This is a genomic window from Hyphomicrobium sp. (genome assembly GCF_035572195.1).
Taxonomy (GTDB): Bacteria; Pseudomonadota; Alphaproteobacteria; order Rhizobiales; family Hyphomicrobiaceae; genus Hyphomicrobium_B.
Genome location: NZ_DATNBA010000028.1, coordinates 32,797 through 49,446 on the forward strand (window position 1 = coordinate 32,797; position 16,650 = coordinate 49,446).

At 63.3% G+C, this 16,650-nt stretch carries 18 protein-coding genes; all 18 read right to left on the reverse strand.

What is annotated here, in order from left to right; all coding sequences use genetic code 11:
• Nucleotides 1-51 precede the first annotated feature (51 nt).
• Complete coding sequence (locus VN623_RS02690; protein WP_325567858.1) at nucleotides 52-528, reverse strand: glycine zipper 2TM domain-containing protein; 477 nt, start codon at nucleotides 526-528, stop codon at nucleotides 52-54.
• A 197-nt stretch (nucleotides 529-725) separates the two neighbouring features.
• The gene (locus VN623_RS02695) at nucleotides 726-2,108 is read right to left on the reverse strand and encodes a sensor histidine kinase (protein WP_325567860.1); all 1,383 of its coding nucleotides are present in this window, start codon (nucleotides 2,106-2,108) and stop codon (nucleotides 726-728) included.
• The gene (locus VN623_RS02700) at nucleotides 2,098-2,769 is read right to left on the reverse strand and encodes a response regulator transcription factor (RefSeq protein ID WP_325567862.1); all 672 of its coding nucleotides are present in this window, start codon (nucleotides 2,767-2,769) and stop codon (nucleotides 2,098-2,100) included. The genes VN623_RS02695 and VN623_RS02700 overlap by 11 nt, the downstream gene beginning before the upstream one ends.
• Nucleotides 2,770-2,847: 78 nt before the next feature.
• Nucleotides 2,848-3,138 (reverse strand): hypothetical protein, encoded by a 291-nt coding sequence (locus tag VN623_RS02705; protein WP_325567864.1) that lies wholly within the window; start codon nucleotides 3,136-3,138, stop codon nucleotides 2,848-2,850.
• A gap of 100 nt (nucleotides 3,139-3,238) precedes the next feature.
• A complete protein-coding gene (locus tag VN623_RS02710) occupies nucleotides 3,239-4,552 on the reverse strand; it encodes a TIGR02594 family protein (protein WP_325567866.1) in 1,314 nt (437 codons plus the stop codon).
• Nucleotides 4,553-4,637: 85 nt separating this feature from the next.
• A complete protein-coding gene (locus VN623_RS02715; protein ID WP_325567868.1) occupies nucleotides 4,638-8,585 on the reverse strand; it encodes a baseplate multidomain protein megatron in 3,948 nt (1,315 codons plus the stop codon).
• A 3-nt stretch (nucleotides 8,586-8,588) separates the two neighbouring features.
• Complete coding sequence (locus tag VN623_RS02720; protein ID WP_325567870.1) at nucleotides 8,589-9,038, reverse strand: NlpC/P60 family protein; 450 nt, start codon at nucleotides 9,036-9,038, stop codon at nucleotides 8,589-8,591.
• Nucleotides 9,039-9,040: 2 nt separating this feature from the next.
• Entirely contained in the window at nucleotides 9,041-9,898 is an 858-nt protein-coding gene (locus VN623_RS02725) for a DUF2163 domain-containing protein (RefSeq protein ID WP_325567872.1), read from the reverse strand.
• A complete protein-coding gene (locus tag VN623_RS02730) occupies nucleotides 9,895-10,533 on the reverse strand; it encodes a DUF2460 domain-containing protein (protein WP_325567874.1) in 639 nt (212 codons plus the stop codon). The genes VN623_RS02725 and VN623_RS02730 overlap by 4 nt, the downstream gene beginning before the upstream one ends.
• 51 nt (nucleotides 10,534-10,584) lie before the next feature.
• The gene (locus tag VN623_RS02735) at nucleotides 10,585-11,175 is read right to left on the reverse strand and encodes a phage tail tape measure protein (RefSeq protein ID WP_325567876.1); all 591 of its coding nucleotides are present in this window, start codon (nucleotides 11,173-11,175) and stop codon (nucleotides 10,585-10,587) included.
• Nucleotides 11,175-11,351, reverse strand: coding sequence for a phage tail assembly chaperone (locus VN623_RS02740; protein ID WP_325567878.1), 177 nt, complete (start codon nucleotides 11,349-11,351; stop codon nucleotides 11,175-11,177). The genes VN623_RS02735 and VN623_RS02740 overlap by 1 nt, the downstream gene beginning before the upstream one ends.
• Nucleotides 11,351-11,734: a gene transfer agent family protein gene (locus tag VN623_RS02745; RefSeq protein ID WP_325567880.1), complete on the reverse strand. Its 384-nt coding sequence runs from the start codon at nucleotides 11,732-11,734 to the stop codon at nucleotides 11,351-11,353. The genes VN623_RS02740 and VN623_RS02745 overlap by 1 nt, the downstream gene beginning before the upstream one ends.
• Nucleotides 11,735-11,895: 161 nt before the next feature.
• The gene (locus tag VN623_RS02750) at nucleotides 11,896-12,309 is read right to left on the reverse strand and encodes a phage major tail protein, TP901-1 family (RefSeq protein ID WP_325567883.1); all 414 of its coding nucleotides are present in this window, start codon (nucleotides 12,307-12,309) and stop codon (nucleotides 11,896-11,898) included.
• Between the two features lie 84 nt (nucleotides 12,310-12,393).
• Nucleotides 12,394-12,801, reverse strand: a complete 408-nt coding sequence (locus VN623_RS02755; RefSeq protein ID WP_325567885.1) for a DUF3168 domain-containing protein — start codon at nucleotides 12,799-12,801, stop codon at nucleotides 12,394-12,396.
• Between the two features lie 184 nt (nucleotides 12,802-12,985).
• On the reverse strand, nucleotides 12,986-13,318 hold the full coding sequence (locus VN623_RS02760; RefSeq protein ID WP_325567887.1) for a phage head closure protein: 333 nt from the start codon (nucleotides 13,316-13,318) through the stop codon (nucleotides 12,986-12,988).
• Nucleotides 13,315-13,890, reverse strand: coding sequence for a head-tail connector protein (locus VN623_RS02765; RefSeq protein ID WP_325567889.1), 576 nt, complete (start codon nucleotides 13,888-13,890; stop codon nucleotides 13,315-13,317). Before VN623_RS02765 ends, VN623_RS02760 begins: the two co-directional genes overlap by 4 nt.
• Before the next feature lie 685 nt (nucleotides 13,891-14,575).
• Nucleotides 14,576-15,817, reverse strand: coding sequence for a phage major capsid protein (locus VN623_RS02770; protein ID WP_325567891.1), 1,242 nt, complete (start codon nucleotides 15,815-15,817; stop codon nucleotides 14,576-14,578).
• Nucleotides 15,818-15,974: 157 nt separating this feature from the next.
• On the reverse strand, nucleotides 15,975-16,616 hold the full coding sequence (locus VN623_RS02775; protein WP_325567893.1) for an HK97 family phage prohead protease: 642 nt from the start codon (nucleotides 16,614-16,616) through the stop codon (nucleotides 15,975-15,977).
• Nucleotides 16,617-16,650: the final 34 nt, after the last annotated feature.

Below are 16,650 nucleotides of genomic sequence, written 5' to 3' on the forward strand. Positions count from 1 at the left end.
CGGACCTGGCTTAATCGCGCGAACAGCAGGAAACGCGCTCGCTGCACCGCATCAGCCGACGTTCTCCCACGTTCCGTCTGGATTACGACACGCCGTTCCGCGCATCTGCTTTGGCCGCCCATCGATGTAGATCGTGTGCGTGTAATCGCGACAATCGGCGACACCGCGTTTATAGGGCCGGCTCGGAACGATTTCACCGTAGTGGCCATTGTCCGGATCGCGCCAGTTCCGCGTAACGCCGGATTGTCCACGCTCCAAAGCGTCGTATTCGGCTTCCTGTGCCAGCTTGCGATCGCGTTCGTCAAGGCTGGCGCCGATCTGGCTTCCGATGATGCCGCCGACAACCGCGCCGCCGACGGTGGCCAGCACATTGCCACGACCCTTGCCGATCTGATTTCCGACAACGCCGCCCGCGACACTGCCGAGCACGAGACCGGTGTCGGTGTGATCGATCCCTCCCTGGCCGTTGCTACACGCGGCCAAAAAGGCGCCCACAATCAGCGGAATCGTAAAGCGCGCAACGCGCATGGCGAACCTCGTTGTCGGTTAGCTTCCCCCGCGCCGCATAGCCCCATCCGGCGCGAACCTGAAACTCCTGGCTAGACCGATATTGTGCCTTCGACAAGGCGGAAATCCACCACAATTCTGGCAGGCCAAATGAGTTGCGACCTGATGCTGCAATGCAGCACTTTGGTGGAGAAAAAAACTCTAGAAAGGCTTTTCGATCAGGCGGCAGGCAGGCCGAGCACGGCTTTAAGGCCCCCATGCTCGGAAGCCTCCAGCGTCAGCCGTCCGCGATAAGACGCAGCAAGATCGCTGACAATCGAGAGTCCGAGGCCAGAACCCGGCTTCGTTTCATCCAAGCGCATGCCGCGCTTACCGATTTTAGCGCGCTGTTCAACCGAAAGCCCTGGCCCGTCGTCTTCGACCGCGATTCTCAATTGCTTGCGTTGAGACGACGCCTGCAACGTCTCGATCGTCGCCGTTAGATAAACGCGGCTTTTCCCCCACTTGCAGGCATTGTCGAGGAGATTGCCGAGCATCTCCTCGAGGTCCTGCTTCTCGCCCTGAAACTTGGCGCCGGGCTGTATGGTCACAACCAGCGCGATGCCTTTCTCGCCATGAATGCGCTCGACGGCCCTGACGAGCGACTGAGCGGTCTGTTCGAGCGGCGTGACCCGGCCGATGACGCCGGCGCGCGCCGCGATGCGGGCCCGGTCGAGATAGTGGCTGATCTGATCGCGCATCAGCTGTGCCTGCTCGGCAACCTTGGAGCCGAGCGTCGTTTCATCGTCGCGCGCCTCGTTGGTGATGACGGCAAGCGGTGTCTTCAGAGCGTGAGCGAGATTGCCGACCTGCGTGCGTGCCCGATCGATAATATCCTGATTGGACTCGATCAGCGCATTCAGTTCGGTCTGCAGCGGTTCGATTTCGGCCGGCAATTGCCCCTCGAGGCGCTCTGCTTCGCCCGAGCGAATACTTGCAAGACCGCGCTCGATGCGGTGCAACGGCAAGAGGCCAAACCGCACCTGGAACACCGTGACGCCCAACAGCCCGAGGCCTACAAGCGCCAAGGCTGTCGTCAGACGCGTGCGGAATCTCGCAATCGTCTCCTCGAACCAGTCGAGCGGTCCCGCGACGATGATCGAATATTTCGTATTCGCCGGATCGTGACCGGGTGAATCGATAAACTCGAGAATGCGGATCGTCGTGCCGGTCGGTCCCGGCACGTTCATCCAGCGGGTGCCGGTATCGTCGGTCGGAAACTTGCGATCGTAGGGAGACGGAAGGACAGCCGTCGCAAGAGACGGCGAAACAAGTGTGCGTCCAGGAGCCCCATCGATCGGGCGGATCTGCCAATACCAGCCGGACTGTGTAACTTCGAACAGCGGCTCGTAGAGATTGGGCGGCATGACCGGTGTGTCGCCGGTGGTGCTCATGCTGTCGATGGTGATCTGCGTCAACAGCTTCTTCAACTGCGCATCGAAGCTCAGTTGGACGTCTTCACGGTACAGAGAATAGATGATGTAACCCGCAAGCGGCAGGACGAGAAGCGTCCATGCCGCCGAAGTCGCGAAGAGACGCAGCGCAAGTGAGTTAAGCCTCATCGGGTCCGTGGCTCATGCGATAGCCGAGGCCGCGGACCGTCTGTATCACATCGCCGGGAATTTTTTTACGCAATCGACCAATGAAGACTTCGATCGTGTTCGAGTCGCGATCGAAATCCTGGTCGTAGAGGTGCTCAACAAGTTCGGTGCGCGACACGACGCGGCCGTTGTGGTGCATCAGGTAGGCCAGCAGCCGGAACTCATGTGACGTCAGCTTCACCGGCAGACCTTCGCACGTCACGCGCGCCGACTTCGTGTCGAGCCGCAGCGGCCCGCATTCGATCTCGGATTTGACATGACCGGAGGCGCGGCGCACCTGGGCGCGCACGCGGGCCAGCAGCTCTTCCATGTGGAAGGGCTTGGCGAGATAGTCGTCGGCGCCGGCGTCCATGCCGGTTACCTTGTCACTCCAACGATCGCGCGCGGTCAGCAAGATGACCGGCATCTTGCGATCGCTGCGCCGCCACTGTTCGAGGATCGAGATGCCATCCATCTTCGGCAGGCCGATATCGAGGATCACGACATCATAGGGCTCCGTGTCTCCGAGGAAATAGCCCTCTTCGCCGTCCGCCGCCGCATCAACGGCGAAGCCGGCATCTGCCAGGGCTCCTACCAGCTGACGGTTCAAGTCTTTATCGTCCTCGACGACGAGCGCGCGCACGTCTGACCCCTCTTCCCCAGATGCCTCGTTCGCCGGTTATTAGAGGACCCCGTGACGGAAGTAAGTTCAGGGTACCGCTTACCGGCTCCTGGCAGACATAACGCTACTCTTGAGCTGTCCCGTCGGGCTGCGGATGACGATGCGGTAAAAATAACCCTCGGCGGACCGGCAGAGCGTCGTCTTGACGAGCTGTCCGACCCCGTCCGCGGTCAGCGATTTGGCGACTTCTTCGACGGTTATAAGTTTTTCTTGCCGTACGATCTGGCCCGCCAGCCCCCAATCATTGAGGCAGTCGTCGGCAATGGCCGGCCCTTGCAGCAAAACCATTGCCGCAGCCGAAATCACAGCCGTTATACCCAATCCGGCCATCCGCTTTCTTTCAGAGGTTTGGCGAAGCTAACGATACCGTGTTGAACCAGGAATGAATACGGGGAACGGCCGCCGCCAGGCGCCAAATCGACCATGCGCGTTAACCCTTGCGCAGAGTTAGCGGGCTCGCCGCATTGAGCCGGCCGTAAATGGCAAGCACCGTGCCGAATAGCCCCGTGAGCGCCTGAACCGCCGTCAATGCCTGGTCGCCGAAGGTCGTGATGACGTCTGCCGGCAGCGTGATGCCCAGGGCCGGTCCGAGCACGGGAATGACGGTTGCGGCAGCCGTAATTATCGTGCCCCACATCGTTTTTGAGTGTGCCCACCACTTGCTGCTGTCATCGGTTGCCGTCGCGCCTGTCGTTCCATTGTCCATTTCGAGTTCTCCTTTTGCGATTTGCGCCGGCTCCAGCAGCCCGCGGTTCGTAGCCTCGGCGCCGGCCCACGCTCGGCCGAGCACCAAAGTTGCATCGACGCGTTTCAGCCAGCCGCGGCCGAAGCGCCAGAAGTGCGGAAGCGCGCGATACCTGCTGCGGCGCACCTCGGCGTAATCGTCGATGAGATCGACGACGCTGCGCGATCCGATTGCCGAAAGTGTCTCCGGGCCGATCTCGCCATCGACGGTCACGCGCGCCACGCCCTGAAGCATTTGGATTGCGGCGCTGACGCCGTGATTGACGGCGGCATCGAAATGCATCAGCGCCAACGGTGCCGTGAACGCCGTGCACATCGACGGCTTGAAGTAGCGCTGCCGGTAGATCGCCCGCACGGTGTCATCGGGAATTGACTTCAGTTCCGAAATCAGCCGAGGGCGCGTTTCCGCGCCGATCGTTTCACCCTTGAAGGCCGCGTAGGTGTCGAGCGTGATGCCGCGGTTGGTCGGCCCGCCCGGATCGTAAGCGTCATTCGAAAAACCACCCTCCATTTCGAGGACGTGGGCGAGGGCCTTGAGGAAAATCGTGTCATCGCCGTCGGAGTCGGCCTCGGCTTCTTCCCGTGGCCAGCGAAGTCCGAGTAACCGGGCCTTGTCGTAGGCGGCGACCGTGACTGCATCGCCCTGATTGCCGCCGAGCAGAAACAGCTTGTCCGCGGTCTCGCCGAGATAAAACGCGACGTGGCCGGCATTAGGATCGTCGCCGCGCGCCAGCACGGTCACGGCGCCGATGCGCGGCGTTTCGAGAGAGTCGCCCCAATCGAGATAGGATCGCGCCAGCAGCGACCCCGTGCCGGCATGTCCAGAACGCTTCAGCATCGCGCCCATGAACGCCGCGCACCACGGCGTCGCTTCGCTTGCGGCACTGGTATCGCCGGCGTCACGGAAATAGCGCAGGATCTCAGCGGCGTCCTCCTTGCCCGGAATTTCGCGCACGCCGAATTCGGCCCACGCGGCCTCAAGCCACGCTGGTTGGTCCATGTTTCACTTTCATGTTGCAAACTTCGGAGCCGGATTTTGCTCAACACTCAATGGCCGGCTTGACCCGGCCATCCAGGGCGACGTCCTAGATCACGGCCGCGCGTGCTGAGCCCCGGCCAAACGCTACATTCGTTTGATAGACACGAATCGAAACGGCCGATTGGACGCCGCCGAAGTCGGCGATCTGCTGGGCGCTGGTGTAGAGAACCGCCGGCGTTGAAGTGGCGATCGTGCGTTTGACATCATCACTGTCGAGAATATCGACTTCATATGTCTCTCTCTCTTCTCCAAGTGGAACGTCGGCCACTTCCCAGTTGTCACCGCCCGTACGTGTGCGGCGTATCCACGAGATGCTGAGATCACCGGAAACGCGAACGCCATTGACGTGGACAGGAGAAAGCGGCCGCAATCCGAGACCCTGATATGTGAACGGTACGGTGACGTAGGACGCATCGCCGATGCCGCGATTGCCGGGACCGTAACGCCAATTGAACGGCAGCTTGAGTTCGCTGCCTTGCATCGGAACGCGCGCCACGGCGCCGTCAAGCAGTACGAACTGGGCACCCGCGGCGAGCGGATCGGCGATCGCCGCTTCGGTTCCGAGCTGGCCGCGTAGAAGACCGCTGATCTCGTACGTCTGCACATCGACGAGCGTCGCCGTCAGGAACTGAACAATCTCCCAATCACCGTTTGCATTGCGGATGGCCGCGAGATTAGCGCCGCCGAGCATCGTCACGAGGTCGGCTGAGACGAGCGTTCCGTTCGTCACACGCACGCGAAATCGCGCCTTTCGATCGATGCGGCCCTCAGGACCCGCCGTCAGCGGATCGAGCGTGACCCCAAGCGTTGCGGGTACGCCGGCGATGGCCTTCAACTGATACCCGGTCGTTTGCGGCGAAACATAAAGCGCGACGCTGCCGGGCCACGGCTTTTGCATCGCCGCGACGTATCCGGACTCTGGCGCGGCCGACGCGTTCCACAGCGGCAGGTCCATCAGCGCCACCGCAGGCGGACCGATTTGCACGTGCGCAGGCTGCGGCGCGGGCCGCGACGGCGCATCGATCTGATCGTAAACGTCGGGATCGATACTCAGCGCTTCGATATCGCGAACGCCGTGCTCGGAAACATCCGTCAGCCGCAGAAGCCTGTTGCGCCCGGCCATCTCGACCTCAACGACATCGCCCGGCTCGAGTGCCAGTGTTGATGGCGGCAACTTGAATTTGGCGGACTCGCGCGCCGCCCACGTTTCGTAGAGCCAGCTCTCTGCCATCGCGCCCGCCAGATTGTCGTCGAGGACGATCGGCAGGTTGGCTTCCGCGACACGGCCGCTGGCGCCTGTCAGGCGACGCGCCTCGGCGACGGCCTGCTGATAGACGTCGGCGCTCGAAATGTAGCGCACCTTCGCGGATGCCGGCAGTTCCGTTTCCTGGCCGCGCGTCAACTCGTAGAGAGCGTCGTCCGGCCGCTCCTCGACCAAGTTATCGGTCGTCAGTGTCATGGCCGGTGCGGCGTGGCCGCGGTGCCGGAAAACTATTCTGCCGCTGCTTTCGATGCTGTCGAAAAAGTACGCGAGTTCGAGCGGTTGCATCGCATCGCGCGCCGACATCGTCCGGTCGATCACGTAACCGGGCACCGTTCCTGTCAACGCCGAGGCATCGAAGTCGGTGAAGTCTTGATCTATCAGGATTTGCGATACGAGGTCATCGAGCGAGGCGCTGCCGAGCCGGCCATTGAGCCAGTGGCCGAGTGCCCAGTTGTCGCCGTCGCTCCAGTAGGATGTCGCGTAAGGAAATGCCGGATAGGGTCGAGCATCCCAGCAGTAGAAGTGGATGTGATCGAGGTCGACCATCCGCTCACCGGTAATCGCCGAGAGCGGATTGAGCCCTTCCACATAGCCGCTCTTTGTCCAGTCGAAAGCGTCGCGGAACGCCTTGAGACAGCGTGCCTGAATCAGATCATCGCGGATGCCGCGCGAGTAATAGGGCAGCGTCGATTCGGAGCTCTTTGGATCGACGAAAACGTTCGGCTTGTTCGCGCCCTTGTCGACCGCGGGGCAACCAGTCTCCATGATCCAGAATGGCTTCGACTGCGGTACCCACGACGTCGGGGACGCACTCTCGATGCTGCCGGGCCGATTGAAATGCTCGTTCGACCACCAGGCGAGAATGTCCTTATAGCGAAACACCCACGGCTTGCCGCTGCCGTCGGTGATCGGCGTTCGAACCTGGGCGTTGCGGTCGGCGCTCGAGGCATAATACCAGTCGTAACCTTCGCCGCCCTGGACGTTCGCTTTGAGATACGACGGGTCGTAGGTCGACGACGCCCCGGCGAGCGCATCGAGATGATCGCGGCCATCGCGCCAATCGGCGAGCGGCCAATAGACGTCGAGCCCGATCGCGTCGATGTCAGCCGACGACCAGAGCGGATCGAGATGAAAATAAACGTCGCCCGAGCCGTCGGCGGGCTGATGCCCGAAGTATTCCGACCAGTCGGCGGCGTAGAGCACCTTTGTCGAGGGGCCGAGTACGGATTTCACGTCAGCGGCAAGGGCGATCAGCGCTGCGACGAACGGATAAGCGTCGGCGGTCGAGCGGACCTGCGTCAGCCCGCGCAATTCCGTGCCGATGACGAATGCATCGACACCGCCCGCGGCTTTGGCCAGGTACGCCTGGTGCAAGACCATGCGCCGGAACGACCATTCGTCCGGGCCGGAATAGCGGACCGTATCGCCGGCCAATGAGAAGTTTGCGGGCGATGCCGTGCCGACAAACTCTGCGATTTGCGCAGCGGCCGGCGTCGTCTTGTCCGGCGTGCCCGCCTCACCGGGCGCCGGATGACAGGTGATGCGGCCCCGCCAGGGATACGCGGGCTGAACCGTTCCGCCGTAGGGATTGGCTAGCGTATTGCCTTCGGCGACATCCATCAGAATGAACGGCGTCAGCGTCACGTTGATATCACGCGCCTTCAAATCGCGGATCGCGGCGACGACCGTCTGATCCGACGGCGTGCCACCGTAAGCCGCGTTGCCGTCGCGCGTGCTGATCACGTAGGCGCTGTCGCGCGTCACGCCGGCAACTGACCACTGCAGCGGGCCCGTTGATTTATCGCGCGTCTCGACGCCGGGTTTCAATTTGCATGCACCTGCACGCAGATCCGTTCCGAACCAGCTGACGATCAGCGATACGGATTTGGCGTTTGGCAGCGCCGCCTCGAGCTGATCGATGGCGACCTGCCAGTCGGTCGCCCCGAGCAACTGATGGACATTCTCCGATTGCGAGACGCCGTCGCCGAACGTCTGATGCACAGGCTCCGTCGCGTAGACGAACTCGCCGGCTCCGGGGATCAGCACGACGCCGCGGACGTCCTGGCCCGCGTCCGATACGCTGCGGAAGACCTCGAACGACAGTTGCGGAATGCGATTGCCGTAATCGGCGAGCGGCAGCCGCTCGAACACGATGTAGGCGACGCCGCGATAGGCGGGAGCGTTGTCAGCACCTTCGCGCGCCGCGATCAGGCTATCGACGCTATCGGTTTCGGTGCCGGCGTGCAGCCGGAACGTGATGCGCGACAGATCGATTTCTTGCTCGTCGGCCCAGATGCGCCCGACGCGCGTCACCACGCCCTCGCCGAGTGCGACCGCAAAGTTCGCGTAGTAGCGGTATTGCCTGATCGACGTGTCGCCGCCCGAGCTGCCTTTTCCGCCGCCGGCCGATTCCGTCGTCTTGACGATCTCTTCTTCGAAATCCGTTGCCCAGATCACCTGACCGCCGACGCGCGCCCGGCCATAGATGCGCGGCAGCGGTGAGCCTTCGGTCGACGCCGTGACTCTGAGGTCGCTCAGTCGCGGACCTTCGACGGCGCGGCTCTGCCCCGAGGCGCCGAACAGCGCGTTGTCGACGTAGGCGCCGGTAAACGCGCCGATCTGCGAACCGATCGCGGCGCCCGACAGCGTTGCGCCGAGGAAGCCGACACCGGCAGGCAGCAAACTGCCGCCGACTGCAGCCCCGACCGCAGCGAGAGCAAGTGTCGCCATGCTTCAATTACCTTCGGACAAATCAGGAAACCGGAACGCGCCGGCAATGCGCCGCCGCCACCAATGCGAAAGCGCAACCTCGCTGACCGGCGCGCCTTCCATTGCGTGGATCATCGTCGATGGGCCCGAGACGATTGCCGAGTGCTTCGCGACAACACCACTGCGCAAGCGAAAGACGATGACGTCGCCAACGTCGATCGCAGAGATTTTGATCGGTTCAAGATGCCGGGAAGCGGCCTCCAGCATCGTCTCGCGACCGCCCGCCTCGGCCCAGTCGCGGCTATACGCGGGAGGGGTTTCGGCATCCGATCCATAGAGGTCCCGCCAGACGCCGCGCACAAGCCCAAGACAATCGGTGCCGATGCCCCTGGCGCTGGCTTGATGATGATAGGGCGTGCCGAGCCACGCCCGCGCCGCCGCGACGATGGCTTCGCGTGTCAATCGTTGCTGCATTGTCAGCTCTTGCGTCCGACTTGCGTTAAGAACTGATTGCCCGGGATCGACGGAAAGCCGCGAAAATTTATGGTATTCGCGAACCTCGCCTTGCATGTCGCAAAGCGCTTGTCGCAGCCAGCTGTGACGACGAACGTGTCGCCGGCGACCGGCCCTTCCGCTTCGGCCCACAATTCGATCGTGACGGAACTCGCGAGCTTGGCATGCGATTTGACCTCGACTTTCAGGCCCGCCGACGCACCCGACGTGAATGAGAAAAGTCCGCGCGAGAAAAGTCCGTTCTCGAACCCGTCGATCCCTGAGACCGTAAACCGGCGTGCCGAGTGCGCGGCCGTGATCGCGCCTTCACCGTGAAAGGCCGGAGACGACAAATCGACCATGCAACGCGCGTCGCCGAGATCGGCATCGCAGGTGAGCTGCAACAAGCGCCCTTTGGGCTGTTGCAGGTAGTGCGCGAGCCCGCGAAGTTCGGCCGTGAATCCCGTACCGGTGCGGCGCACCTCGCCGATGCTTCCCGAGCGCATCAGTACGCGCTGGCTCGTATCAGCCCAATTGGTGCGATAGATTTCGATGCGCGCATCATCGTAGCGGCCGGCCGCCAAATCGTCGTCGGTCAGCGTTGCAGATGAGAGCGCGCCGGTCACCTCGAGGTTGTCGACAGAGAGACCAAGTCCATCGGTTATGTCGCTCGCCGTGAATCCGCTTGCCGCTTCATAAGTTGTGCCGTCAAAGGTCAGTGCCCGGTCGTGGTCGGTGAAGCCGAGGACAACGCCGTCGCGCCGCACGACGCGCCAGCACCAGCAGAGCGTCGTCGCGCCCGACGCCAGGTGGGCCGCAAGATCCGGCGACAGCGCCTTCATAGCCTGACCTCCACGATTGGAATGTTCGGAATGGCTCCCGACGTGAAGCCCGAAAGATTGATCTCGAGTTTGTCCGTGTCGAAGCGCACCGGCACGTCAAACTCAAAGCCGGCCGTCACGCTTTGACCGCTCGCAGGTATGTGCCCGGCAAGAAACGTCACGATGCCAGTCGAGGCGTCGGCCGCAAAATCGGTTCCGGCTGTTTGCTCGACGCCGGCGACGGCGATTTTCAGCGTGCCGGCAACGGGCTTCTTGATGTCCCGGGTCCAGGGAGCGAAGGCGCTGCCGTACGTCTTCTGCAGCTGGAACGCCGCGCGTGTACCGGTGCCGGTTCCGATCACCTGATCGAGTGGCGACGTCGCGGAATTCGGCGGGCACGATTTCCAGTCCATCGGATCTCGCCAGCGGAACGCGTGCAGCCGTCCGCGCCGCTCTTCGAAGAACGCGATGATCTGATAGAGATCGTCGAGCGACCTGGCGCCGTAGCCGGCATTGTAACTGCGGCGGCTGTCGGCCCAGCGGCTGTTACGTTCTTCAAATCCCGAGCCGAGCACGACAACATCGGTGCGTCGCTCCGGACCGCCTTGGGCGTTGCGTGAAATCGCCGTCGGAAATCGCACGTCGTGAAATGACATGATGCCTGGATCGCTGTTTGAATGTGAAGATGAAGGGCGGGCCTGCTCGGACTATAGATTCCGCTGACCCGCTGCGGCGGCGCGGGCGATCATCGCAGCGATTTGCGTCTGTGAGCGGCTGAAGCTTTGCGCATCGGGCGTCGAGATATTGATCGTGATGTGCTGTCCGCCGCCGCCCGCCGCTGCAACGCCAAGACGCCCGTCGGAACCGCGCGTCAACGGCATGATTGCTTCGGGCCCCTTTTCACCGGCGAGACCTGACGCGCCGCCGGCAAGCGGAAACGAGATCGGACTTGCGATGACACCGCCGCTCGCAAACGGCATCGGCGTGCCCTGCTGAATGACGCCGCCCTTCGCAAACGGCAGCGTGCCGGTCAGCAAACCTTGGAACGCCGAGGCGAGGCCCGTGGTCAGCGGCTGCAGCGCCGACTTCAAAGCCATTTGCGAGACTGTCAGCGCCAGCGATTTGAAAACATCGCCGACGTTCTTGCCTTTGATCGCGATGTCATCGAACGCCGAGATGAGCGAGGTCGAGAACTGCCGGCCGAGGCGGCTCGTCGTGCGCAACTTGTCCTCGAGGTCGCTGGTGTCGGCCGTAACCTTGACGTTCCACGTCTCGAGCTGATCGTCGTATTGTGGCATTAGACGTCCTTGTGGTCAGGAAACTGACGCATCAACGCATCGAGGTCGTAACGCGATATCCGATCGTTGCCGCCGCCCGGCCCGAAGCGCCCGCTCAGCGCCGCTTGAAGTTCACGCGGCGTCATCGCCCAAAAGACCAGCGGCGATAGGCTGAGCACGCCAAGGCCGATCTCCATCACGAGCCCCCAGCGAAAGGGACGCGCGCTTCGGCACCGCCCTCCCCGCCGGTCCTCGAGGATTGCGATGTGACTTCGCCGCCGAACGTGGCGTTGAGCAGGCGCGCGACGATATCGACGTAACCTGCGGCGCCGCCCTCGGCTTGCATGGCGGCGACGGCCTCATCGGTGATTGCTTCTCCGGCTCCGCGCAATCCTGCCGCGATGACGCGTACGCAATCACGCGCCGACAGGCGCCCCTTCTCGAACCGCGTCGCGAGCGCCAGCATGTCATCGTCGCCGAAAGCGTGCTCGAGGTCGGCGAGCGCGCCGAGCGTCAGCACGAGCCGATGCGTGACGCCGTCAAGCCTTGCTTCGATCTCGCCGCGGTGTTGATTGGCCATGAAAGAACTCTTTGTTTGGCGCTTGGCGAATCGCGTTCCGCGAGCCGGCGGTTTTTTCTTTGGCGCCGGCGACTCCGCTACGCGGAGCCGGCCGCCGGCGCCCTTACTTGTCATCTCCGATCTTCGCTTGCGCTTGATCGAGGATGCCGAATTGGGTGTGATCAGATCGCCGTGAACGTCAGCTCACCGGCGCTTTCAAGCGAAATTTCGAACGTCATCTCGGCGTCGTGGCGGCCGCTGAAATCGAGTGCCGTGATTTGGAACGCCCCTTCGATCGTGCCGAAGTCCGGCACGACAACTTGCCAGCGTCTGATCGTGCCGTTGAAGGCGTAGTCGCGGATGGTCTCATCCGATGCGCCGTCCTTGAAGACGCCCGAGCCCGTGACTCGCGCCGCCTTGACGCCGGCACCCGTCAGCAGTTCGCGCCACTGTCCGACGCTCTCGGTATTGGTGATCTCGACCGTCTCGGCGCTGATCGACAGGCCGCGAGCCCTGAGCCCGGCGACCGTCACGTAGACACCGGCGCCGGTCGTATCGACCTTCAGGAGAAGGTCTTTGCCTTTTTGTGCTGCCATGTTTGCAACTTTCGTTTTGAATGGTACCTGGCGACTCCCCTCCGGGGAGCCGGCCGCCAGGCACGGGCTGTAGTGAGGTTCGTGCTATTCGGCTTCCGTCACGGCGCGGAAGCGGGCGATGCCGTGAAATGTCTCGCCATCGCTGTCGCGGCGGGCTTCGGAAAATTCGTGCCGCAGATTGATCAGGCGATGTCCGGCAAGATCGAGCGCCTGATCGTGCAAGGCTTCGCGCGCGGCCGCGATCGCCGTTTCCGCTTCCTTTCGACCATGGCCGCGCGACCAGACGTGCAGCGTCACGATATGTTCCTGTCCGGCGTCCGTTCCCGTCGACCAATCTCGCTCGGTCGATTGCCCGAACGTCAGAAAAGGAAACTCGGCGCGCGCCGGTACGTCGTCGTAAATGCGTGTGCCGCCGAGCGCCGCAATCGTCGCGGCATCGCTCGAAAGTTTCTGGAAAATCGCCTGCTGAAGCGCGAAACCTGAACTCGACATCATCTATCTCGCTTTGGCTGTAAGGGATCGGATGCGACTTGCCGGCCGGCGTCCGGCGCAACACGGTTTGAACTGCCAGCGCCTGAGCGCAACGCCGCCTCGCGCCTGGCCAGAGCATCGGCCACCAGTGCCGACGCCCGATCGCGCGCCGTGGCTGCGACGCCGCTGATGTTCGCTGTGACGATCACAGGTCGCGCTCCTCTACCGGACACTTCAGCCAATGCCCGCGATCCTCGACGTCGATAGCTCCGAGAATGTCGAACACGCGGCTTCCAAATCGAATGCGCATGTCGGGCGTCACGTCGGCCCGGTAGCGTATCCAGACATCGTGCGTCGCCTTCCCTGCGATGCGGTCGAGCGTGAACGCCTCGGTCACGTCGCGGGACCAGATCGCCGCCCAAACTTCGGCGACCGCCTGCCAAGCGAGCGTCGCACCACCGGCGCCATCGCCCGTCCGCGCCGCGCTTTCGATTGTCACGCGATGGCGCAGATCGCTGGCCTTGACGGGCGCCTTCATAGCCGGATCGTCCGAAACGGTTGGATGAGGTCGGATACGGCGGCTGGAACTTGCGCCGCGCTGGTGCCGATGTCGTCCGGGTCGCGGTGCTCGTACCAGTGCGCCGTTAGCATCAGGATGGCGTGCTTCAACGGCGCAGGAACACTGTCGGCCGTCGCGCCGAAGCCGGCGGTGAAATCGATTTCTATGCCGTTCGCGGGCAATCCCGGAATGGGCGGGATCGTATTGTTCCAGACGAGGCGTCCGGGTCGCGATGCGAGATCGACGAGATAGCTCTCCGCGGGGATGATCATTACAATGCCGGCGCCGTTCACGACGCGCACGTCATCAACTGACTGCAGCGGCGTCATCGGAAGATCGATGTGATTGCCACGGGGCCAGCGGTCGAGCGCCAGCGTCCAAGATTGCGTGATGAGGGCCAACCCCAACGCCGCCTCGATATGAAGCCGCGACGTCAGAACGAGGCTGCCGATCAGGATATCCTCGGCGTCGCCATCGACGCGCAGATGCGCCTTGGCCTCGGCCACGGTCACCGGCTCAAGCGCCGGCGGGGTCGTCATCACGAGAGACATGAGGATTCCTTATTGATTGCGCCTTGGGACTCCGCTGCGCGGAGCCGGCCGCAAGGCGCGGCCTTGTTGATCGAGTTGCGCGACGGTGAGTGCGCTCGGCGGCCGGCTCGCAGAACGCGAGTCGCCGAGCGCAAACAAAAATGCGGGACCACCGCGTTGCGATGGCCCCGCACTTAATCCCGCGCGGGCGGGAGGGGGACCCGCACGGGAATTTGGAATAAACCGTCATCCTCGGCCGAGGGCGGCGAAGCCGCGTCGAAGGCCAGGGATCCAGCGCAAAACTCGTCGAAGACGCAATGTTGGGCCTTCGGCACTTCTCGCGCTGGATCCCCGAACGGCCTCGCAGGCTCGTCCGTTCGAGGATGACGATTCGTGCGGCGCGCCGGGCGACTCGCGTTCTGCGAGCCGGCCGCCTGGCGCGGGCTTAGTTCATCTTGTCATCCCGGACGCATCACGAAAGCGGCGATCCAGGACCCAGGACCGGAGCACCGACATTCCTTCTGTGTCCCGGGCTCTCCGCTGCGCTTCGGCCGGGATGACAAGTGTGCAAGCGTCGCCCGGCGCGGACTTGAAGCTTCATTCATTGCTTCGGCCAGCGGCCGTGAGCCCGACCGGGCGACGGCGCAAGCGCCGCCCCTCGCGGAGCTGGCCCGCGCAGTCGCGCGGAACAGCCAGCGTGAGCGGATTAAGCCGCGAACTTCAGAAGCTTGATCGCGTCGAAGTCCTGAATGCCGCCGCCGACGCGCTTCGTCGTGTAAAAGAGCACGTGGGGTTTGGCGCTGTAGGGATCGCGCAGCACGCGAATGCCGGCGCGATCGACGATCAGGTAACCGCGCGAGAAGTCACCGAACGCGATCGACGTCGTATCCGTGTCGATGTCCGGCATGTCCTCGCTTTCGGCAACGGGATAGCCCATCAGCGACGGCGCTTCGCCCGGTGCATTCGACGGCTGCCAGAGATAGTTGCCCTGGCCGTCCTTCAGTTTGCGCACCGCCGAGACCGTCGAGCGGTTCATCACGAACGTGCCGTTGGCGCGATATGGCGCCTTCGCCGCGTAGACGAGATCGAGCAGCTTATCGCTAGGGCTCGTCGCCGGGAAAGCTCCGTCAACGCCGGTTGCGATGTAGCCGACATTGCCCCACGTCCACGAGCCGTTGGCGACGGCGGTGTAGCTGAGGAACCCCTTCGGCTTGTTGGTGCCATCACCCGACACGAAGGCCGTGCCTTCCTGCTCGGCGAAAGCCAGGCGAACTTCTTCGGCCAGCCACTCGCCGATGTTGACGATCGTATCGTCGAGCAGCGTTTGCGAGGCCGCCGGCATCGCGTAAAGTTCCATCGTCGGGAACTGCAATTCGGCGAGAGTCGGCGTCGCCGACTGCGTGCGCGACGTGGTTTCCGCCGTCCAGCCGGTGCCGACGCCAGTCGTCGCGAACGGCCGCTTGTAGACCGACCCAGACACCTGGCGAATACCGGAGATGGCGCGCATCGGCGAGATGGCCTTCAACGCGCGGTTGACCGTCGCTTCCGTTTCGGCCGGCACGAGATAGCCGCCGTCGGCGCCCGAGCCGGCTGACAGTGCTTTCTCCTCGATGCGAGCGAGGCGCCCCGCGTCGCCGCGGCGGACGTAGCCGTCGAACGCCGTCTTGTGCGCAAGTTGTGAAGCAGGATCAGCTGCACCTGGGCCGAGGTGTGGCCGCGCCGATTTGAGCGCCAGGCCATCGGCCAGCCGCTTGGTGCTGTCGAGCGTTTCCTCGATGTGCGCCAGCTTTTCGGCGGTCAGCGCATCGGCGGTGCCGCGACGCTCGATTTCGGCGAGGCGCTCGTCGTTCGTTTCCTTGAATGCGTCGAATGCTTCGAGGAATTCTTCGAAAGCGCGCGCGGTTTCCCCGCCCGCCCCTTTCGTTTCGAGGGGAGTCGTGTCGGTCATGGTGTTGTCCTGTTTTAGGGTGTTGACAGGCAACTCACGTTGTCATCCCGGCCGAAGCGCAGCGAAGAGCCGGGACCCAGAGCACACTCTCGTTGCCCTGGGTCCCGGGTCTCGCCAAATGGCTCGCCCGGGATGACAACTACGGAGTTGGCTTGTCTTACGTTGCCGGTGAAATCTGCCGTGCCGCCGCTCTGAAGCGAACGGCAAGCCCGGCATCGTCGTCAAAGGTCCGGCCCGCGTCCCGCAGAGCCTTGAGACCGTGGAAACCCGAGCGGAACACCGCCCTGGCCTCCATCCGCGTCAGCCCAGCATCCCGCGTGAGCCAGCGCTCGAATTCACGTTCGGTCGGCGCCGCAGCTTTGAACGGCCGCGCCTTCACACTCTCGACGCGCGCGCCCGGCAGCATCGGAAACGTGACCACCGAAATTTCCCAGAGATCGACTTTCTCGAGACGGCGCACGCCGGTCGCCGCATTGCGACGCCCCTTCTCCGCCTTGAAACCGATCGACAGCCCATCGAGTGCACCGGCGCGCATCAGCGCCAACACTTCGCGCGCTTTCGCTACCGCCGTCATCAACCGGCCTCTGACGTAAAGGCCACGTGCGTCCTCGCGAATATCTTCCCAGACTCCAATCGGCTCGGCCGGATCGTGCTGAAAGAGCATCTTGATGCGCGCCGCGCCGCGTTGCAGCAGGCTGTCGCGGAAGGCACCCGGCGCAATCACGTCGTGGCCGAGATCTTCGCGATTGAACAGACTCGCGTAGCCCTCGAAGACGCCGTCATCTTCTATCGACTTCATGTCGAGGGCCAAAGCCAGGCTTCTCCTTGAAAGC

Excerpts from the sequence above, each read along its gene's own strand:
- VN623_RS02750 (WP_325567883.1), bottom strand. The coding sequence starts at position 12,309 with ATGGCAGCACAAAAAGGCAAAGACCTTCTCCTGAAGGTCGATACGACC.
- VN623_RS02705 (WP_325567864.1), bottom strand. The coding sequence starts at position 3,138 with ATGGCCGGATTGGGTATAACGGCTGTGATTTCGGCTGCGGCAATGGTT.
- VN623_RS02765 (WP_325567889.1), bottom strand. The coding sequence starts at position 13,890 with ATGTCTCTCGTGATGACGACCCCGCCGGCGCTTGAGCCGGTGACCGTG.
- VN623_RS02730 (WP_325567874.1), bottom strand. The coding sequence starts at position 10,533 with ATGTCATTTCACGACGTGCGATTTCCGACGGCGATTTCACGCAACGCC.
- VN623_RS02720 (WP_325567870.1), bottom strand. The coding sequence starts at position 9,038 with ATGCAGCAACGATTGACACGCGAAGCCATCGTCGCGGCGGCGCGGGCG.
- VN623_RS02710 (WP_325567866.1), bottom strand. The coding sequence starts at position 4,552 with ATGGACCAACCAGCGTGGCTTGAGGCCGCGTGGGCCGAATTCGGCGTG.
- VN623_RS02715 (WP_325567868.1), bottom strand. The coding sequence starts at position 8,585 with ATGGCGACACTTGCTCTCGCTGCGGTCGGGGCTGCAGTCGGCGGCAGT.
- VN623_RS02740 (WP_325567878.1), bottom strand. The coding sequence starts at position 11,351 with ATGGAGATCGGCCTTGGCGTGCTCAGCCTATCGCCGCTGGTCTTTTGG.
- VN623_RS02725 (WP_325567872.1), bottom strand. The coding sequence starts at position 9,898 with ATGAAGGCGCTGTCGCCGGATCTTGCGGCCCACCTGGCGTCGGGCGCG.
- VN623_RS02690 (WP_325567858.1), bottom strand. The coding sequence starts at position 528 with ATGCGCGTTGCGCGCTTTACGATTCCGCTGATTGTGGGCGCCTTTTTG.
- VN623_RS02695 (WP_325567860.1), bottom strand. The coding sequence starts at position 2,108 with ATGAGGCTTAACTCACTTGCGCTGCGTCTCTTCGCGACTTCGGCGGCA.
- VN623_RS02770 (WP_325567891.1), bottom strand. The coding sequence starts at position 15,817 with ATGACCGACACGACTCCCCTCGAAACGAAAGGGGCGGGCGGGGAAACC.
- VN623_RS02760 (WP_325567887.1), bottom strand. The coding sequence starts at position 13,318 with ATGAAGGCGCCCGTCAAGGCCAGCGATCTGCGCCATCGCGTGACAATC.
- VN623_RS02775 (WP_325567893.1), bottom strand. The coding sequence starts at position 16,616 with ATGAAGTCGATAGAAGATGACGGCGTCTTCGAGGGCTACGCGAGTCTG.
- VN623_RS02745 (WP_325567880.1), bottom strand. The coding sequence starts at position 11,734 with ATGGCCAATCAACACCGCGGCGAGATCGAAGCAAGGCTTGACGGCGTC.
- VN623_RS02735 (WP_325567876.1), bottom strand. The coding sequence starts at position 11,175 with ATGCCACAATACGACGATCAGCTCGAGACGTGGAACGTCAAGGTTACG.
- VN623_RS02755 (WP_325567885.1), bottom strand. The coding sequence starts at position 12,801 with ATGTCGAGTTCAGGTTTCGCGCTTCAGCAGGCGATTTTCCAGAAACTT.